This window comes from Nonomuraea sp. NPDC050328 (assembly GCF_044459405.1).
GTDB lineage: Bacteria > Actinomycetota > Actinomycetes > Streptosporangiales > Streptosporangiaceae > Nonomuraea.
The window spans coordinates 311,684-329,329 of the sequence record NZ_JBITIW010000006.1 but is presented as its reverse complement, the minus strand read 5'-3'; the positions used below and the strand labels follow the sequence as shown (position 1 = coordinate 329,329).

20 protein-coding genes are annotated in these 17,646 nt (G+C 71.9%); 5 read left to right on the top strand and 15 right to left on the bottom strand.

The annotated features are described in order from the left end of the window. Positions 1-8: 8 nt before the first annotated feature. The 4 genes from coaD to ACIBG7_RS24160 all read right to left on the bottom strand — a co-directional run bounded on the left by coaD (position 9) and on the right by ACIBG7_RS24160 (position 5,394). On the bottom strand, positions 9-485 hold the full coding sequence (gene coaD / locus ACIBG7_RS24175) for a pantetheine-phosphate adenylyltransferase (protein WP_357927834.1): 477 nt from the start codon (positions 483-485) through the stop codon (positions 9-11). 28 nt (positions 486-513) lie between these two features. After that, positions 514-1,077, bottom strand: coding sequence for a 16S rRNA (guanine(966)-N(2))-methyltransferase RsmD (rsmD, locus tag ACIBG7_RS24170; protein WP_357927836.1), 564 nt, complete (start codon positions 1,075-1,077; stop codon positions 514-516). 526 nt (positions 1,078-1,603) lie between these two features. Further along, positions 1,604-3,787 (bottom strand): ATP-dependent DNA helicase RecG, encoded by a 2,184-nt coding sequence (gene recG, locus ACIBG7_RS24165; protein ID WP_357927837.1) that lies wholly within the window; start codon positions 3,785-3,787, stop codon positions 1,604-1,606. Positions 3,788-3,867: 80 nt separating this feature from the next. Further along, the gene (locus ACIBG7_RS24160) at positions 3,868-5,394 is read right to left on the bottom strand and encodes a DAK2 domain-containing protein (RefSeq protein ID WP_397337658.1); all 1,527 of its coding nucleotides are present in this window, start codon (positions 5,392-5,394) and stop codon (positions 3,868-3,870) included. 208 nt (positions 5,395-5,602) lie between these two features. Between ACIBG7_RS24160 and rpmB the strand changes: the two genes are divergently transcribed. Then, entirely contained in the window at positions 5,603-5,788 is a 186-nt protein-coding gene (gene rpmB / locus ACIBG7_RS24155; RefSeq protein WP_357927840.1) for a 50S ribosomal protein L28, read from the top strand. A gap of 77 nt (positions 5,789-5,865) precedes the next feature. Here rpmB and thiD read toward each other — a convergent pair whose 3' ends face one another. The 3 genes from thiD to ACIBG7_RS24140 all read right to left on the bottom strand — a co-directional run bounded on the left by thiD (position 5,866) and on the right by ACIBG7_RS24140 (position 9,255). Then, entirely contained in the window at positions 5,866-6,660 is a 795-nt protein-coding gene (gene thiD, locus ACIBG7_RS24150) for a bifunctional hydroxymethylpyrimidine kinase/phosphomethylpyrimidine kinase (protein ID WP_397337657.1), read from the bottom strand. Positions 6,661-6,665: 5 nt separating this feature from the next. Continuing rightward, complete coding sequence (locus ACIBG7_RS24145) at positions 6,666-7,793, bottom strand: hypothetical protein (RefSeq protein WP_397337656.1); 1,128 nt, start codon at positions 7,791-7,793, stop codon at positions 6,666-6,668. A gap of 508 nt (positions 7,794-8,301) precedes the next feature. Beyond that, positions 8,302-9,255, bottom strand: coding sequence for a thiamine-phosphate kinase (locus ACIBG7_RS24140; RefSeq protein ID WP_397337776.1), 954 nt, complete (start codon positions 9,253-9,255; stop codon positions 8,302-8,304). A 105-nt stretch (positions 9,256-9,360) separates the two neighbouring features. On the opposite strand from ACIBG7_RS24140, the gene ACIBG7_RS24135 reads away from it, so the two are divergent. Both ACIBG7_RS24135 and ACIBG7_RS24130 read left to right on the top strand, forming a co-directional pair. Beyond that, positions 9,361-9,594 carry an Lrp/AsnC ligand binding domain-containing protein gene (locus ACIBG7_RS24135; protein WP_357927842.1) on the top strand — a complete coding sequence of 78 codons (234 nt, stop codon included), beginning with the start codon at positions 9,361-9,363 and terminating at the stop codon, positions 9,592-9,594. Beyond that, positions 9,591-10,025, top strand: coding sequence for a DUF3515 family protein (locus ACIBG7_RS24130; protein WP_357927843.1), 435 nt, complete (start codon positions 9,591-9,593; stop codon positions 10,023-10,025). Before ACIBG7_RS24135 ends, ACIBG7_RS24130 begins: the two co-directional genes overlap by 4 nt. Here the strand turns inward: ACIBG7_RS24130 and ACIBG7_RS24125 are convergent. Genes ACIBG7_RS24125 through ACIBG7_RS24115 form a run of 3 tightly spaced genes read right to left on the bottom strand, consistent with a single transcriptional unit; the run spans position 10,008 to position 12,821 of the window. Then, positions 10,008-11,096, bottom strand: coding sequence for a D-alanine--D-alanine ligase family protein (locus tag ACIBG7_RS24125; RefSeq protein WP_397337655.1), 1,089 nt, complete (start codon positions 11,094-11,096; stop codon positions 10,008-10,010). The two genes, ACIBG7_RS24130 and ACIBG7_RS24125, sit on opposite strands and share 18 nt — an antisense overlap. Before the next feature lie 11 nt (positions 11,097-11,107). Continuing rightward, the gene (locus ACIBG7_RS24120; protein ID WP_357927846.1) at positions 11,108-12,118 is read right to left on the bottom strand and encodes an NAD(P)H-dependent glycerol-3-phosphate dehydrogenase; all 1,011 of its coding nucleotides are present in this window, start codon (positions 12,116-12,118) and stop codon (positions 11,108-11,110) included. Further along, positions 12,111-12,821, bottom strand: coding sequence for a lysophospholipid acyltransferase family protein (locus ACIBG7_RS24115; protein WP_357927847.1), 711 nt, complete (start codon positions 12,819-12,821; stop codon positions 12,111-12,113). The genes ACIBG7_RS24120 and ACIBG7_RS24115 overlap by 8 nt, the downstream gene beginning before the upstream one ends. A gap of 84 nt (positions 12,822-12,905) precedes the next feature. Here ACIBG7_RS24115 and cofC point away from each other — a divergent pair, with 84 nt between their 5' ends. Continuing rightward, entirely contained in the window at positions 12,906-13,535 is a 630-nt protein-coding gene (gene cofC / locus ACIBG7_RS24110) for a 2-phospho-L-lactate guanylyltransferase (RefSeq protein WP_357927849.1), read from the top strand. On the opposite strand, the gene ACIBG7_RS24105 is transcribed toward cofC, so the two are convergent. Then, positions 13,503-14,735, bottom strand: a complete 1,233-nt coding sequence (locus tag ACIBG7_RS24105; protein ID WP_357927851.1) for an MFS transporter — start codon at positions 14,733-14,735, stop codon at positions 13,503-13,505. The genes cofC and ACIBG7_RS24105 overlap by 33 nt on opposite strands. Positions 14,736-14,790: 55 nt before the next feature. Between ACIBG7_RS24105 and ACIBG7_RS24100 the strand changes: the two genes are divergently transcribed. Further along, on the top strand, positions 14,791-14,994 hold the full coding sequence (locus ACIBG7_RS24100) for a hypothetical protein (RefSeq protein WP_357927853.1): 204 nt from the start codon (positions 14,791-14,793) through the stop codon (positions 14,992-14,994). 60 nt (positions 14,995-15,054) lie between these two features. Here ACIBG7_RS24100 and ACIBG7_RS24095 read toward each other — a convergent pair whose 3' ends face one another. From ACIBG7_RS24095 to leuC, 4 genes are all read right to left on the bottom strand, one after another. Further along, positions 15,055-15,354, bottom strand: coding sequence for an HU family DNA-binding protein (locus tag ACIBG7_RS24095; protein ID WP_357927854.1), 300 nt, complete (start codon positions 15,352-15,354; stop codon positions 15,055-15,057). Positions 15,355-15,444: 90 nt separating this feature from the next. Then, a complete protein-coding gene (locus ACIBG7_RS24090; RefSeq protein WP_357927855.1) occupies positions 15,445-15,663 on the bottom strand; it encodes a hypothetical protein in 219 nt (72 codons plus the stop codon). Continuing rightward, a complete protein-coding gene (gene leuD, locus ACIBG7_RS24085) occupies positions 15,642-16,229 on the bottom strand; it encodes a 3-isopropylmalate dehydratase small subunit (RefSeq protein WP_357927857.1) in 588 nt (195 codons plus the stop codon). The genes ACIBG7_RS24090 and leuD overlap by 22 nt, the downstream gene beginning before the upstream one ends. A gap of 12 nt (positions 16,230-16,241) precedes the next feature. Further along, positions 16,242-17,609, bottom strand: coding sequence for a 3-isopropylmalate dehydratase large subunit (gene leuC / locus ACIBG7_RS24080; protein ID WP_357927858.1), 1,368 nt, complete (start codon positions 17,607-17,609; stop codon positions 16,242-16,244). Positions 17,610-17,646 lie beyond the last annotated feature (37 nt).

Here is a 17,646-nt window from a genome sequence, read left to right as displayed (position 1 = left end):
GGCGCGAGTCAGCCCCTGAGCCGCTCGATCAGCAGCTCGTGTACCAGATCCGGCACGAGGCCCGAGACATCCCCGCCGTAGCGGGCAATCTCCTTCACCCGGCTGGACGAAAGGAAAGAGTACTCGGGGTTGGTCGGCATGAACAACGTCTCGACCCCGGACAGCCGGTAGTTGAGCTGAGCCATCTGCAGCTCGTAGTCGAAGTCGCTGACCACCCGGATGCCCTTGACGATCGCCGGGATGTCGTTCTGCTTGCAGAAGTCGACCAGCAGGCCGTGGAACTTCTCCACCCGGACGTTCGGGTACCTCGCCGTCACGGTGGTGAGGATGTCGATCCGCTCGTCGACGGTGAACAGGCTGCTCTTCTCGACGTTGATCAGCACGGCGACGGTGACCTCGTCGTACAACATCGCAGCGCGGCCGATGATGTCGAGGTGGCCGTTGGTGATGGGGTCGAAGGACCCCGGGCAGACTACGCGACGCATGACGCCTCCCCACGGTGTAAGGGGGCGCTCACGGCAACCCCGCGGCGCGACCGTACCAAACGGCCGCTTCGCCGTAACGACGGACCCTCTCCTCTTCGTACCCAGCCGGCCAGACCAGCGCTTCGCCCCTGCTCTCGCGCTCGTAGGCGACCACCGCGTCCTCCGCCAGCCACCCGTTGTCCCGCAGCGCCGCCAGCACCTCGCCGGTGCCGCCCAGCGCGTAGGGCGGGTCGGCGAAGACGATGTCGTACGGCTCCGCGCACGGCTTGGCCAGCACGCGCTCCACCTTGTCGGCCAGCACGCCCACCCGGCCCTCGAAGCCCAGCACCGCGATGTTGGCCCTGATCGTGCGGACCGCCTTCGGATCCGACTCCACCAGCAGCGCGTGGGCGGCCCCGCGCGAGACCGCCTCCAGCCCGATCGCCCCCGACCCCGCGTACAGGTCGAGCACCCGCGCCTCGCGCAGGCCAATCATCGAGTCGAGCGTGGAGAAGATCGCCTCGCGGGCGCGGTCGCTGGTCGGGCGCGTGCCCCTGCCGGGCGGCGCCTGGATCCTCCGCCCGCCGGCGCTGCCCGCGATGATCCGAGTCATGACCCCATTCTTCCAGCCGATTACCCCACGTCCGCGCAGGTCAAGAGTTCACAAGTGTCGTCCTGCTCTGCGCAAGGATCATTCACATCCGGCGGGCGGGCCCGCATGATGATGACTGCGGCCTTCGAGGTGACCCACAGGGAGGCCGTCCGGCGTGATCGTGAGCCCTTCCGCACGCCGGAACCCTCGGCACCTGACCCGAGGGTGGGCCCAGGCGGGGACGGCATTCGGGGGGAGGCCGTCCCCGCGACTGGGACTTCAACCCAGTCGCGACCCCCACTCCCCCGGCACCCACCGCCACACCGGCCCATCGGCCCACCGACGGCCCACGCACCCGCCTCCTGAGACCCCCGCACTCCGCGGCCCCACCCTCCTGGAGAGCCCGCACGCCGCGGCCCCGCACCCTGAAGAGCCCGCACGCTGCGGCCCCGCACCCTGAAGAACCCCTGCCTCACCACCGCGCCCGCCCAGGGACCCCCGGGCTCCACCGGCCACCACCCCGGCTGGGCTCCCTTGCCCGGCGCGGTCAGGTCTTCTCGAGGTAGTCCGCCTTCTCGTCCCGCAGCAGCCGGTCGATCTCCGCCCGCAGCCCGTCGTGCGACTCCAGCGTGGGGTCGGCCGCCAGCAGGCCGGCCGCCTCGGCCCGGGCGGACTCGATCACATCCTCGTCCCGCAGCAGCTGCAGCAGCTTGAGCGAGGACCGCTTGCCCGACTGGGCGGCCCCCAGCACGTCCCCCTCACGCCGCTGTTCGAGGTCCACCCGCGACAGCTCGAACCCGTCGAGCGTCGCCGCCACCGCGTCGAGCCGCGTGCGCGCCGGAGTGCCCTCGGGGAACTCGCTGACCAGCAGGCACAACCCCGGCAGCCCGCCCCGGCCGACCCGGCCGCGGAGCTGGTGGAGCTGGGAGACGCCGAACCGGTCGGCGTCCATGATCACCATGACCGAGGAGTTGGGCACGTCGACGCCGACCTCGATGACCGTGGTGGCGACCAGCACGTCCACCTCGCCACGGGAGAAGGCCCGCATGATCGCCTCCTTCTCCTCCGGCGGCAGCTTGCCGTGCAGGACCGCCACCCGCAGCCCCTCCAGCGGCCCGCCGGCGAGCATCTCGGCGACCTCCAGGACGGCCAGCGGGGGCCGGCGGTCGTCGGCCGAGGAGGAGATGTCGCCCTCGTCGCCTTCGAGGTCGCCGATGCGCGGGCAGACGATGTACGCCTGCCGTCCCAGGGCGACCTCCTCCCGCACCCGCGACCAGGTGCGGTCGAGGTAGTGCGGCTTCTCCGCGACCGGCACCACGTGCGTGGTGATCGGCGCGCGCCCCGAAGGGAGCTGGGACAGGACGGAGACCTCCAGGTCGCCGAAGACGGTCATCGCGACCGTGCGCGGGATCGGGGTGGCCGTCATGACCAGCACGTGCGGCCGCCCGCCCGAGACCTTCTCCCGCAGCGCGTCGCGCTGCTCGACGCCGAAGCGGTGCTGCTCGTCCACCACGACCAGGCCGAGCTCGGCGAACTGCACGTGCTCCTGGAGCAGCGCGTGGGTGCCGACGATGATGCCCGCCGTACCGGAGGCCGCGTCGAGCAGGGCCGAGCGCCGGGCGGCGGCGCCCATGGAGCCGGTGAGCAGGGTGACGGCGGTGCCGCCGAACATGCCGCCGGCGGCCAGGTCGCCGAGCATGGCGGTGATGGAGCGGTGGTGCTGCTGGGCCAGGACCTCGGTGGGGGCCAGCAGCACGGCCTGGCCGCCGGAGTCGACGACCTGGAGCATGGCCCGCAGCGCGACCACGGTCTTGCCCGCGCCGACCTCGCCCTGGAGCAAGCGGTGCATGGGGTGGCCGAGGGCCAGGTCTCGGGCGATCTCCTCGCCGACCGCGGCCTGGCCGTCGGTCAGCTTGAACGGCAGGCGGCCGTCGAATTCGGTCAGCAGCCCGCCCTCCACCCGCGGCCGGGGCTTGGCGGGCCAGGCGACGGCGGCGGCACGGCGCTGCAGCAGCACGGCCTGGAGGACGAAGGCCTCGTCGAACTTGAGCCGCTCGCGGGCCCGGGTGACGTCGCCGAAGTCGCGGGGCCGGTGGATGGCCTCCAGCGCCTCTCCCAGCGGCATCAGCCCGTGCCGGGCGCGCAGCTCGGGCGGGAGCGGGTCTTCGAGCGGGCCGAGGGTGTCGAGCACGACGCCGATCGCCCGCCGGATCACCCAGGGCGTGAGGTCCTTGCCCGCCGGATAGATCGGCACCGGCGTGGTGGCGAACTCCTCCGCCGAGGCCGCGGCCTCCTCGAACAGCTCGAACTCGGGGTGGGAGAGCTGCCAGCGCGGGCTGGTGCGGGTGCCGAACATGCCGACCTTGCCGGCGAACATGCCGCGCCGGCCCGCCTTGAGGCGGTTCTCCGCGATGTGCGAGCCCTTGCCGAAGAAGGCGAGGTAGATCTTGTTCCGGTTGCCGTCGACGACCTCGACCTCCAGCCAGGTGCCGCCGCGGTTGCGCATGGGTTTGCGCATCAGCCGGGTGACCTCGCCGACGACGGTGACGTGCTCGTCGACCTCCAGCGCGTCGAGCGAGGTCAGCTCCCCGCGGGTGGCATAGCGGCGCGGGTAGTGGCGCAGGAGGTCGCCGACGCTCTCCAGGCCCAGCACGCCGTGCAGCAGCTTGGCCGTCTTCGGGTCGAGCGCCCTGGTCAGCGCCTCGTCGAACCGGCTGGTGGTCTCGCTCACGTACAGAGTTCTACCGCCTGGCGCCGACAGGATTCACTCGACGCGGGCCGGGCGGGCTCGTTCGGCTTGAGCCGTGCGGCTCATTCGACGCCGATGAGCAGGGGGTAGACGCCCTGCCCGCCCTCGTGCACGGTCACCTCGACCAGCGGGCCGAGCCGTTCCTCGATCTCCCTGGCCAGCCCGGGGGGCGCGTCCGCGCCGGTGACCAGGGTGATCAGCTCGCCGCCGCCGGAGACCATGCGGTTGACCACCCGGATGGCCACCTCGGCCAGGTCGGGCCCGAGGTCGGCCACGTCGCCGTCGATCAGCCCCAGGACGTCGCCCGGGCGGCAGACCCCCGCGCTGGTGAAGGCGGCGCGTGTCGCCACGGTGACATGTCCGTACCTCGTGTGCCCGGCCGCGTCGGTCATCGCCACCACGTCGTCGTCGAAGCGCCGCAGCGGGTCGTGCACGGCCAGCGCCGCCAGTCCTTGGACAGTCGCCTTGGTCGGCAGCACGCTGACCGTCACGCCGTCCTCGCGGGCGACCTCGGCCGCGGCCATCGCCACCGCGCGCACGGCCTCGTCGTTGGGCAGCACGGCCACCTCGCTGCCCGCCTCGCGGATGCCGGCCACCATCGCGGCCAGCGGCGGCGAGCTGCCCGGTTCGCGGCGCACGACCACCGCGCCGCACTCCTCGAACAATGCCGCGATCCCGGCCCCGGCCGCGACCGCGACCACGCCGCGCCCGCCGCGGGCCCGGTGGGTCCGCTCGGCCAGGTAGGTCACCCTGATCCGGTACGGCCGGCCCACCCGCAGCCCGGCCTCGATCGCCGCCCCCGCGTCCTCCACGTGCACGTGGACGTTCCACAGCCCCTCGCCGCCGACGATCACCAGCGAGTCGCCCAGCTCGTCGAGCTCCTCGCGCAGCTTGTCCACCTCCAGCGCGTCGAGCAGGTACATCACCTCGTACCCGGCGCCCTCCTCGGCCTGCTGCACCACCGCCGCCGTCGGCGCGGGCACCACGAACCGGCCCTCCCCCGCGCCCGTCACGACCTCTTCGAGCGCGTCCAGGATGATCGCCAGCCCGGCTCCGCCCGCGTCCACCACCCCGCTTCTGGCCAGCACCTCGAGCTGTTCCGGCGTCCGGCCCAGCGCCGCCCGCGCGGCCCTGGCGGCGACCGTCGCGGTCTCCCCCTCGTCCTCCCGTACGGCTCGCGCCACGGCGTCGAGCACGGTGAGCACGGTCCCCTCGACCGGCCTGGCCACCGCCGCCCTGGCCAGTTCGGCGGCCCGCACCAGGCCCGCGCGCAGGTCGCCCCGGCCGTCCTTGAGCACGTCCGCCAGCCCGCGCAACGCCTGGCTGACGATCACCCCCGAGTTGCCCCTGGCCCCGACCAGCGCGCCGTACGAGAGGGTCTGCCAGGCGATCGCCACGTCGACGTCGTCGGGCAGCGACTCCACCGCCTCGGCGGCGGACAACATCGTCAGGTGGAGGTTGGTGCCGGTGTCGCCGTCGGCCACCGGGAAGACGTTCAGCGCGTCGATCTCCGCGCCGGCGCGGCCGAGGCTGTCGGCGGACAACCGCGCCCAGCGGCGCACCCCGGCCGGATCGACAAGGGTGCTCACTCTCGCGCGCTCCTCGGTGTGCGGTAGCGTTATGGTCAGGAGAATATCGTCACGGCCCGGATTGCACAGGGTCCGCTCGCGCTCGCGTGGCAGGTTGTGCTCCGGATCGGATATCCTCGACTAGCTCGCCGGTTGTCCCGGCATGCCCTCCGCAAGGCACCGACGTGGCGGACCGGGCTGTATATCGACTGTTTTAAGGAGCGATACCGTGGCTTCCGTCTGCGATGTCTGCGCCAAGGGCCCGACCTTCGGCAACAACATCTCCCACTCGCACCGCCGTACCCGCCGCCGCTGGAACCCGAACATCCAGACGGTTCGCGCGGTGGTCGGTGGCACCCCGAAGAAGCTCAACGTCTGCACCTCGTGCATCAAGGCCGGCAAGGTCTCCCGCTAGATCTTCGGCTGCGAACCGAAAAGCCCGGCGCTCCGCGCCGGGCTTTTGGCATGCCCGCGATCGGGCTGGACGGTGCGTCAGCGCCACTGCCAGGCGTGATCGACGGGGCCGATGCCGGAGCCGAGCGGGAAGCCGAGGCCGATGGCCCCGGTGACGTACCGCTTGGCCGAGCCGACCGCCTCCGGCACGTCCTGGCCGAGAGCCAGATACGAGGCGATGGCCGAGGCCAGGGTGCAGCCGGTGCCGTGGGTGTGCCGGTTGTCCAGGCGCTCGGCGCGGAAGCGGTGCTCGCGCTCCCCGTCGGTCAGCAGGTCGACCGGCTCGCCCGGCAGGTGACCGCCCTTGACCAGCGCCCAGCGCGGCCCCAGGGCCAGCACGGCGTCGGCGGCCCGGCGCAGGTCGCGCTCGTCCTCGACCTTGATCGAGGTGAGCTGCTCGACCTCCCACAGATTGGGCGTCACCACGGTCGCCACCGGCAGCAGCCGCGTCCGGAGCGTGTCGACCGCCTCGGGCGCGAGCAGCGAGTCACCGTGCTTGGAGACGCCGACCGGATCGACGACCACGGGCGCGTCGTAGGCGGCCAGCGCGGCGGCGACCGTCTCGACCAGCACGGGCGAGGCCAGCATGCCGGTCTTGATCGCCTGCGCGCCGATGTCGCCCAGAACCGAGTCGAGCTGGGCGCGCACGGCCTCGGGAGGCAGTTCCCAGTATCCCTGGACGCCCAGCGAGTTCTGTGCCGTCACGGCGGCGATCACGCTCATGCCGTGCACGCCGAGGGCCAGCATGGTCTTGAGGTCGGCCTGGATCCCGGCGCCACCGCCGGAGTCGGAACCGGCGACGGTCAGCACGCGGGGCGGGGTGAGGGAGGACACGCCTCCTATCCCATCACACACTCCGCGCCGACCACGCCGCAGGTCTGGGGCGTCTCGGCCGTGCCGTACACCCCGATGGTGACCGACACCGACTCGCCCGCCGACAGCTCGCCGGGCAGGTCCAGGATGAGCAGGTCGCCGTCCTGCATCCACGACGAGGCGCCCTCGACGTCGTACACCTGGCCGCTGAGCGGCAGGGAGACGGTGGCCGCGGAGAAGGGCTTGGCGCTCTCGTTGGTGACCGACAGCCGGGCGGTGTAGCTGGAGTCGCGCTCGCGCAGGACGCTGAAGCCGACGTTCACCGCGCCCTGGCGCGACGATTGCTGGAACGGGGCGGCGGACTCGGTGCTGAGGGGCGTCACGGCTTCTGAAGGACCTTCCTGGGCTTCGGGCAACTGGTGGGACGGGGTGCTGGACTCCTGCGGGGTGCTGTCGTCCTTGTCCGCTTCCTCTGCCTCGATGGTCGGGACGGGGGTCTGTTTCAGCTTGGTCTTGCTCGGCTTCGGGACCGGGGTACGGCGGGGCGAGCGTTGCGAGGTGACGGTGGGCTTGGGGGTCGGGCCGGTGGTCTCGGTGGCCGGGTCCTCGTCGGGGGCGGCCTCGCTCTCGTCGGCGGCCGGGGAGGTCGTCACCGGGGCGGCGGCCTGCTTGGCGGCGGTGCAGGTGTCGCCGGTGCAGTTCGCCGGGGTGGCGGAGCTCATCATGCGGACGCCGGCCACGGTGCCGCCCAGCACGACGGCCACCGCGGCCACGGCCAGGACCGCGGCCTTGCCCTTGCCCTTGCCGCGCGGGTCGTCGCCGCCGCCGTCTCTCGGTGGGCGGCGGCGGCCTCTGCCTCGTCTGGGCGGGTCGCCGGCCAGGTTCTCCTCACGGGACCAGCCTTCTTCGGGGCGGGACCAGTTCTCGCCGTCCAGGAAGCCGGTGGGCGCCTCGGCCCAGGCGGGCACGGTCGCGGTGGGGGCGGCGGCGTCCGGGGAGGACGGGAAGGTGTCCGGGGACTCCAGGAACGGGCCCGAGGACGTCGGGAACGGGCCTGAGGACGACGGGAACTGGCCCGTGCCGGGCTGGGTGGACTCGACGCGGCTGCCAGCGACCTTCACGTCGCCGGGCGCCGGCGGTGGCCCCTCCTGCACGGGCCACCCGGGCTCCTGCGGGGGCTGGGCGGGCTCAGGGCTGGGCCAGGAGGGCTGGGTGCCGGTGCCGGACGACTGCCAGGCGGTCAGCGGCGCGGTCTCCTGAGCGGGCCACCCGGTCTGGTGCCCGGGTTCCGGCTGCGGCCAGGCGGCCTGAGAGGCCTCGGACCGAGGGGCCTGGGCGGGTTCCGGCCAGGGGGCCTGAGAGGGCTGGGGCCAGGGGGCCGGGGTGGTGGGGCCGGCGGGTGGGGGCGGAGCGGCGGCCCATTGGCCGGTCACCTCGACCTGGTCCGGCGGTTGCGGCCAGCCGGGCTGCTCGGAAGCAGCAGACGCCGCGGGCGGAATCCAGAACGCCCCCGTGGAGATCGGGTCCTGCGGATATTCGCTCTCCGATCCACCAGTGCCATGGCGGCCCATAGTCGACCTTTCTGCCGGGTACGGTGGCCGCCCATCTTCATAACACCTTTACTACGCCTTTGTCACAACTTTCCCGGCAGTATCCGGCGCCTCAACGGAAGTGGTCCCACCCACCGGAGACCGCAGCACGCCCGCTGACCTGCACTCCAGCCCCTTCCACCACCCGCCCGACCACCGTCCAGGCGTCGGTGAGGGGTATGTCACACGGAAACACCGCCGCGAGCGCGTGGTCCTCTCCCCCGGCCAGCACGAGGTCCAGCGGATCGACCCCGAGCCGCTCGGCCGCCGCCCGCACCGGCTCGGCGATCGGCAACGAGGCGGGCTCCAGCACGATGCCCACCCCGCTGGCCGCCGCGATGTGCCCGAGGTCCTGGACCAGCCCGTCACTGACGTCGAGCATCGCGGTGGCGCCCAGCACCGCCGCCTCCGGCCCCTGCGCATAGGGCGGGCACGGCCGCCGGTGCGCCTCGACGACCTCCCGCGAGCCGCCGGACCCCGAAACGCCGGCCCCCTCCCGCTCCAGCAGCGCCAGTCCCGCCGCGGCCCACCCCAGCCGCCCGGCGACCGCGACGACCTGCCCGGGCCGCGCTCCCGACCGCAGCACGGGCGCCCGCCCGCCGAGGTCACCCAGGACGGTCACCGAGACCACCACGAGCGGCCCGCGGGTCACGTCACCGCCGGCCACGCTCGCCCCGACCAGGTCGCACTCGTCCCGAAGCCCGTCGGTCAGCTCCTCCAGCCACGCCACCGGAAGATCGGCGGGCAGCGCCAGCCCGACCACGAGCGAGGTCGGCACGGCTCCCATGGCAACGGCGTCGGCAAGATTCTGTGCTGCGGCTTTACGTCCTACGTCGTACCCGCTGGACCAATCGCGACGGAAATGCCTACTCTCAAGCAACAAGTCCGTTGACACGACAATGCGCCCGTCAGGGGCGCTGACCATCGCGGCGTCGTCGCCGGGTCCGAGCAGGACGCTCGCGCCTTGCGGCAGGCGTCCGGTAATGCGAGCAATGACACCAAATTCGCCGAGTTCTCCGACTGTGATGGCATGCCTCCTGACAATGGACGTTCTGGGTGCCTTCGCTTCGCTGCGGATCCATCACAGGGTACGGTGGCCCTTCGGCGTGATCCAATTGCCCGGGAGGACGCAATGGTGCAGGCCTACATCCTGATTCAGACCGAGGTCGGCAAGGCCGCCGACGTGGCCAGGGAGATCGCGAGCATCTCCGGGGTGACCCAGGCGGAGGACGTCACGGGTCCCTACGACGTCATCGTCCGCGCGGAGGCCAGGAATGTCGACGAGCTCGGCAAGCTGGTCGTCGCCCAGATCCAGGGCGTGGAGGGCATCACCCGCACGCTGACGTGCCCTATCGTCCATATATGAGGGTGATGCGGGGGGCTGCTCTCCTGGTGCTGCTCGGCTTCGCCGCCGGGTGCGGCGGAGCCGTACAGGTGGAGCCGCCCGTCCCGGAGGGCGAGGCGGCGGCGGCCTGCGCGCGCCTGGCCCCTCTCCTGCCCGCCGAGCTCGACGGGTCGGCCCGCGGCCGGTCGGAGCCGGAGTCGCCGTATGTCGCCGTCTGGGGGGACGGCGAGATCGCGTTGCGCTGCGGCGTGCCCCGGCCCAGCCGGATGGAGCCGACCGACCAGCTCATGGAGATCGACGGGATCGGCTGGTTCGCCGACCCCGCCACGCCCACGCTCTTCACCGCCGTCACCGACGCCGCCTACGTCGAGGTCACCGTGGCCCGCAACCACCAGCCCGCCGAGGTCCTGGTGGACCTCGGCAAGCCGATCGGGTCAGCGCAGACCGGGTGAGCGCGCCAGCGCGAGCTGGATGAGCCGGTCGACCAGCTCGGGATAGGTGATCCCGGAGGCGCCGAGAAGCTGCGGCGCGACCGACAGCGAGGTGAAGCCGGGCATGGTGTTGATCTCGTTGAAGATCACCTGGCCGGTCGGGGTGTAGAAGAAGTCCACCCGCGACAGGCCCTCGCAGCCCAGCGCCTCGAAGGCGCGCACGGCCAGCTCCCGCACCCGCTCGGCGACCTCGGCCGGCAGGTCCGCCGGCACGTCGAGGCGCATCTGGTCGGGGTAATACTTGGCCTCGAAGTCGAAGAACTCCTGGCCGCCCTCGACGATCACCTCGCCGGGCTGGGAGGCGATGGGCGGCTCGTCGCCGGGCGACTGGAGCACCGCGCACTCGATCTCGCGGCCCGGGATCGCCGCCTCGACCATCACCTTGGGGTCGTGCTCGCGGGCGAACTCGATCGCCGTCTCCAGCGAGGCCGCGTCGTGCGCCTTGGAGATGCCCTGGGAGGAGCCGGCGCGGGCGGGCTTGACGAAGACCGGCCAGCCGAGCTCCTCGACCTCCTTGAGCACGCGCTGGCGGTCGAGCCGCCAGTCGCGGTCGCGCACCACGACGTACTTGCCGACGGGCAGCCCGGCGGCGGCGATCACCGTCTTCATGAAGGCCTTGTCCATGCCGACCGCGCTGGCCAGCACGCCGGAGCCGACGTAGCGCACGCCGGCCATCTCCAGCAGGCCCTGGATGGTGCCGTCCTCGGCGAAGGGGCCGTGCATGACCGGGAAGACCGCGTCCACCGCGCCCAGCTCCACCGGGATCGTGCCGGCCTCGAAGGCGACCAGTTCGCCGGAGGGCAGGGCCAGGGCGGCGCCGGTCTCCTGCACGACGGGCAGCTCGCCGTCCTCGATCGCGTAGCGCTGCTCGCCCGAGGCGAGCAGCCATCTGCCGTCCTGGGCGATCCCGATCGGGATCACCTCGTACTTGTCATGGTCGATCACCTCCAGCACGCTGCCGGCCCCCATGAGGGAGACAGCGTGCTCGGAGTTACGACCTCCGAAAACGACAGCTACGCGTGGCTTGCTCATGTAACCCGAATCTACACTCCGTACCGCTCCGGCTTGGGTGAGCGCGACATGAGCAGAACGCCGGCTTCGGCCGGAGCCATCCCGTCATGGACCACTCCGACGACGACCTCGGTGATCGGCATCTCCACGTCGTGCTTGCGAGCCAGCTCCAGCACGGACTCGCAGGACTTGACGCCCTCGACCGTCTGCTTGCTGGAGGCGATGGCCTCCTCCAGCGACATGCCGCGGCCCAGCTTCTCGCCGAAGGTGCGGTTGCGCGCCAGCGGCGAGTTGCAGCTCGCGATGAGGTCGCCCATGCCGGCCAGGCCGGCGAAGGTGTGCGGGTCGGCGCCGAGCGCCGCGCCGAGGCGGGAGATCTCGGCCAGGCCGCGGGTCATCATCAGCGCGCTGACGTTGTCGCCCATGCCCATGCCCTGCGCCACGCCGATGGCCAGCGCGATCACGTTCTTGATCGCGCCGCCCAGCTCCACGCCGATCACGTCGGGGTTGGTGTAGGCGCGGAACCACGGCGGCACGTGACACGCCTCCTGGAGGCGCTCCATCACCCGCTCGTCGGGGCAGGCGACCACGGTGGCCGACGGCTGCCCGGCGACGATCTCGCCGACCAGGTTGGGCCCGGAGACCACCGCGACCCGCTCGGCGGGCACCTCGGCGACCTCCATGATGACCTCGCTCATCCGCTTGGTCGTGCCGAGCTCGATGCCCTTCATCAGGCTGACCAGGACGGCGTCGCCGGGGATGGCCGGCTTCCACTGCATCAGGTTGCCGCGCAGCGTCTGCGAGGGCACCGCCAGGACCAGGAAGTCGGCGCCCGCCAGCGCCTCGGCCGGGTCGGTGGTGGCGCGCAGCGTGGGCGGCAGGGCGATGCCGGGGAGGTACTCGGGGTTCTCGTGCCGGTCGCGGATGGCCTCGACCACCTCGGCCCGGCGGCCCCACAACGTCGTCTCGACCCCGGCCCTCGCCATGATCATCGCGAAGGTCGTGCCCCAGGAGCCGGTGCCGAAGACCGCCGCCCTAGTCATTCGGCGCCTCCCACGGCTGGTCGGGGGCCTTCTCGCCGCGCAGCTCGGCGAGCTGGGTCATGATCGCCATCATGATGTCGTGCGTGGCGTCCTTCAAGACCTTGCCGCGCATCGGCTGGCCCTCGTACTTGGACAGGTCCACCGGCTCGCCCACCGAGACGCGGAAGGTCTTGCGGGGGAAGAGCCTGAGCTTGGTCGAGCCGTAGGGCAGCAACTCCTGCGCGCCCCAGTGGGCCACCGGGATGACCTTCGCGCCGGTCTCCAGCGCCAGCCGAGCCACGCCGGTCTTGCCGGCCATCGGCCACAGCTCCGGGTCGCGGGTGCAGGTGCCCTCGGGGTAGAAGAGCACGGCCGCGCCGTCGCGCAGCCGCTGCCGGGAGATCTCCAACGACTTGGCCGCGTCGGTGCTGCCCCGGTAGACCGGGATGGCCAGCAGCGAGCGCACCGCCTTGCCCAGCACCGGCACGGTGAACAGCCCCGACTTGGCGAGGATCACCGGCCAGCGGCCGTTGTTGTAGAGAAAGTGCGAGATCAGCACGGGATCGGTCCAGGACAGGTGGTTGGCCGCGATGATCAGGCCGCCCTGCCGGGGGATGCGCTCCCCGTGCCGCCAGTCCTTCTTGATCAGCAGCCGCGACAGCGGTTTGACCACCACGACGGCCAGCCATTCCCAGAACCGGGTCGGGCGCACACGACCGCTCACTGACTTCCTCCGAACCTCAACGGGACAGCGCCCCCAAGTCTCCCTGTTGCTCAGCAGACATGTCGAGGCGCGATGCTTAAGCCTATGAGCAACCGCTGGTCCCTGGTCATCCCGGTGAAGACCCTGGTCGCCGCGAAGACCCGGCTGGCCGCCGCGCTGGGTCCGCACCGCGAGCGCCTGGCCGTCGCCATCGCCTGCGACACCGCCTCGGCGGCACTCGCCTGCCCCGCCGTGGCCCGGGTAGTCGTCGTCACCGCCGACCCCCTGGCCGCGGCCCCCCTGTCGGCGCTGGGCGCCCTCGTCGTGCCCGACCCCGACCGCGGGCTCAACACCGCGCTCCGCACCGGGGCCGCGCATGCCGTACGGCTGGCGCCGGACGACCCGGTCGGCGCGCTCCAGGCCGACCTGCCGGCGTTGCGCCCTGCGGAGCTGGCCCGCGTCCTGGAGCTCGACTTCGAGCAGGGCTTCGTCCCCGACGCCCAGGAGGTCGGCACCACCTTCTACGGCGTACGGCAGGGCGTCCCGTTCACCCCGCGCTTCGGCGGCGAGTCGCGGGCCAGGCACCTGGCCGGCGGGGCCAAGGAGCTGGCCGCGGCCGGCATCGACTCGGTGCGCAGGGACGTGGACACCCCCGACGACCTGCGGGCCGCCGTGGCGCTCGGGGTGGGCCGGCACACCGCCTCAGTCCTGGCGGACCTGGAGCTTGCGCACTGAGGGCGCCGCCACGATCGGCAGGTGCGCGACCGACACCACCAGGCAGGTGATCCAGAGCACCTGGTGGATCGGCAGCGCGCCGGCCAGCACGCCGCCCAGCAGGCCGCCGAAGGGCATCGCGCTCCACATCAGGAAGCGCATGCTGGCGTTCATCCGGCCGCGCAGGTGGTCGGGGGTGACGAGCTGCCGGTAGCTGGACTGGCCGACGTTGAAGACGACGGCGGAGACGAGCCCGAGGAAGCCGCCCAGCGGGTAGAGGACGAGCTGCCAGCCCGGTCCGCTGAGCGGCATCAGCAGCGGGAAGAGCATCGACAGCGCGGCTCCGCCGTACATGGCGGGTCCGAAGCCGTGGCGCTCGACCACCTTGGGGGCGAGCACGGCGCCGGCCACCCCGCCCAGGGCGTAGGAGGACAGGATCAGGCCGTAGACGCCGGCGCTGAGCTTCAGCTCGCCGATCAGGTAGAGCGGCTGGACGACCGCCCACAGGCCGTTGGAGAGCATGGCCAGGGCCCCGACCACGGCCACGCGGCGCAGGACGGGGTGGCCGAGCACGTACCGCACGCCTTCGCCCAGTTCGGCGCGCAGGCTGCGGCGCTCCTCGCGGGGCGCGGGCGTCTCCTTCGCCCGCACGCCGCGCAGCAGCAGCGCCGACAGCAGGTAGGACACGGCGTCGGCGAGGATGGCCAGCGGTCCTGACAGCACCTGCACCAGCCAGCCGCCGAGGCCGGGCCCGGCGACGCCGGCGACCGAACGGCAGGTCTCCAGCGCGCCGATGCCGCGCGGCAGGTCGGACTTGGCGATGACGGAGGGCAGGAAGCTCATGTGCGCGACGTCGAAGAAGACCGTGCACACGCCCATGACCAGGGCGACGGCGAAGAGCTGGGCCAGGCTCAGCACGCCGAGCAGGTGGGCGACCGGGACGCTCAGCAGCGCCAGCGCGCGCACCAGGTCGGCGACGACCAGCACCGGACGGCGGCGCATGCGGTCCACCCACACGCCCGCGGGCAGGCCGAGCACCAGGAAGGCGATCATCTCCGCGGTGGTGATCAGGCCGAGCTGCAGCGGGGACGCGCCCAGCGTGAGGTAGGCGACCAGCGGCAGCGCGACCAGGGTGACCTGGGTCCCGAACTGGCTGAGCACGTCTGCGCCGAGATAGCGGCGGAAGGCGGGGATACGCCAGATGCCCGGTTCGTCTGTCACGAGCCGCGATCTTCCGATGCTCGCCGGGCGAGGTCAACCGAATTACGCTGGCAGGGTGCAGGCTACGGTCAGGACCTTCGATCCGCTCACCCGCTCGGGCTCGGTCTTCCTCGACGACGGGACGGTGCTGGAGTTCGGTTCGCGCGCCTTCGATGCCGGGCCGCTGCGGCTGCTCAGGTCGGGGCAGCGGGTGAACCTGGTGGCCCGCGGCCAGGAGATCACCTTCATCACGTTGTCCACCTTCCCGGTCCCCGACTGACCGGCTCACCACGCGAAGGCGCCCGGACCGTGAACCGGTCCGGGCGCCTCCCACGCGCTGCTACTTCTTCTTGGCGGCCTTCTTGCCGCCGTCGTTGACCAGTTCCTTGAAGTCGGAGCCGGGACGGAACTTGGGCGCCCAGCTCTCGGCGACCTTGATCTCCGCACCGGTCGAAGGGTTCCTGGCCGTGCGAGCCGGCTTGTGGACCATCTCGAAGGCGCCGAAGCCGGTGATGGAGACCTTGTCACCGCTCGCGACCGCGTTCTGGATGGCCTCGAGAATCGCGTTCACGGCCTCGGTGGCCGTCTTCTTGTCGCCCACGCGGCCGGCGATGGCGTCGACGAGTTCCCGCTTGTTCATCTATCCCCCTGGTATGGAGCGGGGTTCCAGCACAGACGTCAACGAAGAAACCCCTTACGCGCTCGAAATTAAGGCTGATCGCGGGGGAACTCAATCACCGAGCGTGTTTTCTTGGGCGCGTGGCGTGTCGTCCACTTCGGCCAGAAAGGCGTCCAACCGGGCCGAGGCGCGGGCCGGATCGTGCTTGGCGAGGTCGCAGATCGTGATGAAACGCCGCTGCATCCCGGGTGGGAGCAGGCGGACGCGGCGGTGCGCCTCGCGCAACCGCCGCGCCAGAGAGTCGTCTTCTAGACGGTCGTCGGCAGCCATGGCTGCCGACCATTCTCGTATGCCGTGATGTCGTCGGCGTGACGCAGGGTCAGCCCGATGTCGTCGAGGCCCTCCATCAGCCGCCAGCGGGTGTAGTCGTCGATCTCGAAGCTCCACGCCTGGCCGCCCGCGCGGACCTGGCGTTCGCCCAGGTCGACGGTGATCTCGGTGGCCGGATCCGCCTCGACCAGGTCGTGCAGGTGGTCGACGACCTCGGCGGGCAGGACGACCGGGAGGAGGCCCATCTTGGTGGAGTTGTTGCGGAAGATGTCGCCGAAGCGGGCGGCGATGACGGCGCGGAAGCCGTACTGCTGGATGGCCCAGACGGCGTGCTCGCGCGAGGAGCCGGTGCCGAAGTCGGGGCCGGCCAGCAGGACGCTGGCGCCGGCGTAGCGCTCCTGGTTGAGGACGAAGGCCGGGTCCTCGCGCCAGGCGGAGAACAGGCCCTTCTCGAAGCCGGTGCGGCTGACCTGCTTGAGCCAGACGGCCGGGATGATCTGGTCGGTGTCGACGTTGCTGCGGCGCAGCGGCACCGCCGTACCGGTGTGGGTGGTGAAGGCGTCCATGGGGCGGGTCTCCTAGGCCAGGTCGGCGGGGGCGGTCAGTTTGCCGGTGACGGCGGTCGCGGCGGCGACCTGCGGCGACACCAGGTGGGTCCGGCCACCCTTGCCCTGGCGGCCCTCGAAGTTGCGGTTGGAGGTGGAGGCGCTGCGCTCGCCCGGCTGGAGGGTGTCGGGGTTCATGCCCAGGCACATCGAGCAGCCGGCCTGGCGCCACTCCGCGCCGGCCTCGGTGAAGACCTTGTCCAGGCCCTCCTTCTCGGCCTCCAGCTTGACCAGCATGGAGCCGGGGACGATCAGCGTGCGGGTGCGGACCTTGCGCCCGCGCAGGATGTCGGCGGCGGCCCGCAGGTCCTCCAGGCGGCCGTTGGTGCACGAGCCGACGAAGACGGTGTCCACCTCGACCTCGCTGAGCGGGGTGCCGGCGGTCAGGCCCATGTACTGCAGGGCGCGCTCGTCCTCGGAGTTGCGCGGCGCCGGGATCGGCGTGTTGAGCGGGGCGCCCTGGCCCGGGTTGGTCCCCCAGGTGACGAACGGGCTCAGCGTGGAGGCGTCGATCTCCACGACCGTGTCGAAGACCGCGTCCTCGTCGGTCTGGAGCGTCCGCCAGTACTCCACCGCGGCGTCCCAGTCGGCGCCCTGCGGGGCGTGCGGGCGGCCCTTGAGGTAGGCGAAGGTGGTCTCGTCCGGCGCGATCAGGCCGGCGCGGGCGCCCGCCTCGATGGACATGTTGCAGATGGTCATCCGGCCCTCCATGGAGAGCTTGCGGATGGCCTCGCCGCGGTACTCCACGATGTAGCCCTGGCCGCCGCCGGTGCCGATCTTGGCGATGATGGCCAGGATCAGGTCCTTGGCGGTGACGCCCACCGGCAGCTCGCCCTTGACCTCGATCGCCATCGTCTTGGGACGGTAGGCCGGGAGTGTCTGGGTGGCGAGCACGTGCTCGACCTCGGAGGTGCCGATGCCGAAGGCGATGCCGCCGAAGGCGCCGTGCGTCGAGGTGTGGGAGTCGCCGCAGACGATGGTCATGCCCGGCTGGGTCAGGCCGAACTGCGGGCCGATGATGTGCACCACGCCCTGGCCGGCGTCGCCCATCGGGTGCAGCCGGATGCCGAACTCGGCGGCGTTCTTGCGCAGCGTCTCGACCTGGGTCTTGGAGACCGGGTCGGAGATCGGGCCGAGCACGGTCGGCACGTTGTGGTCCTCGGTGGCGATGGTGAGATCGGGCCTGCGCACGCTCCGCCCGGCCAGCCGAAGGCCGTCGAAGGCCTGAGGACTGGTCACCTCGTGGATGAGGTGCAGGTCGATGAAGAGCAGGTCGGGCTCACCTTCGGCACGTCGGACGACGTGCTGCTCCCAAACCTTCTCCGCCAGTGTGCGGCCCATGATCTCCTCCTTGAGAACCGCCGACTTGCTTTCTCGT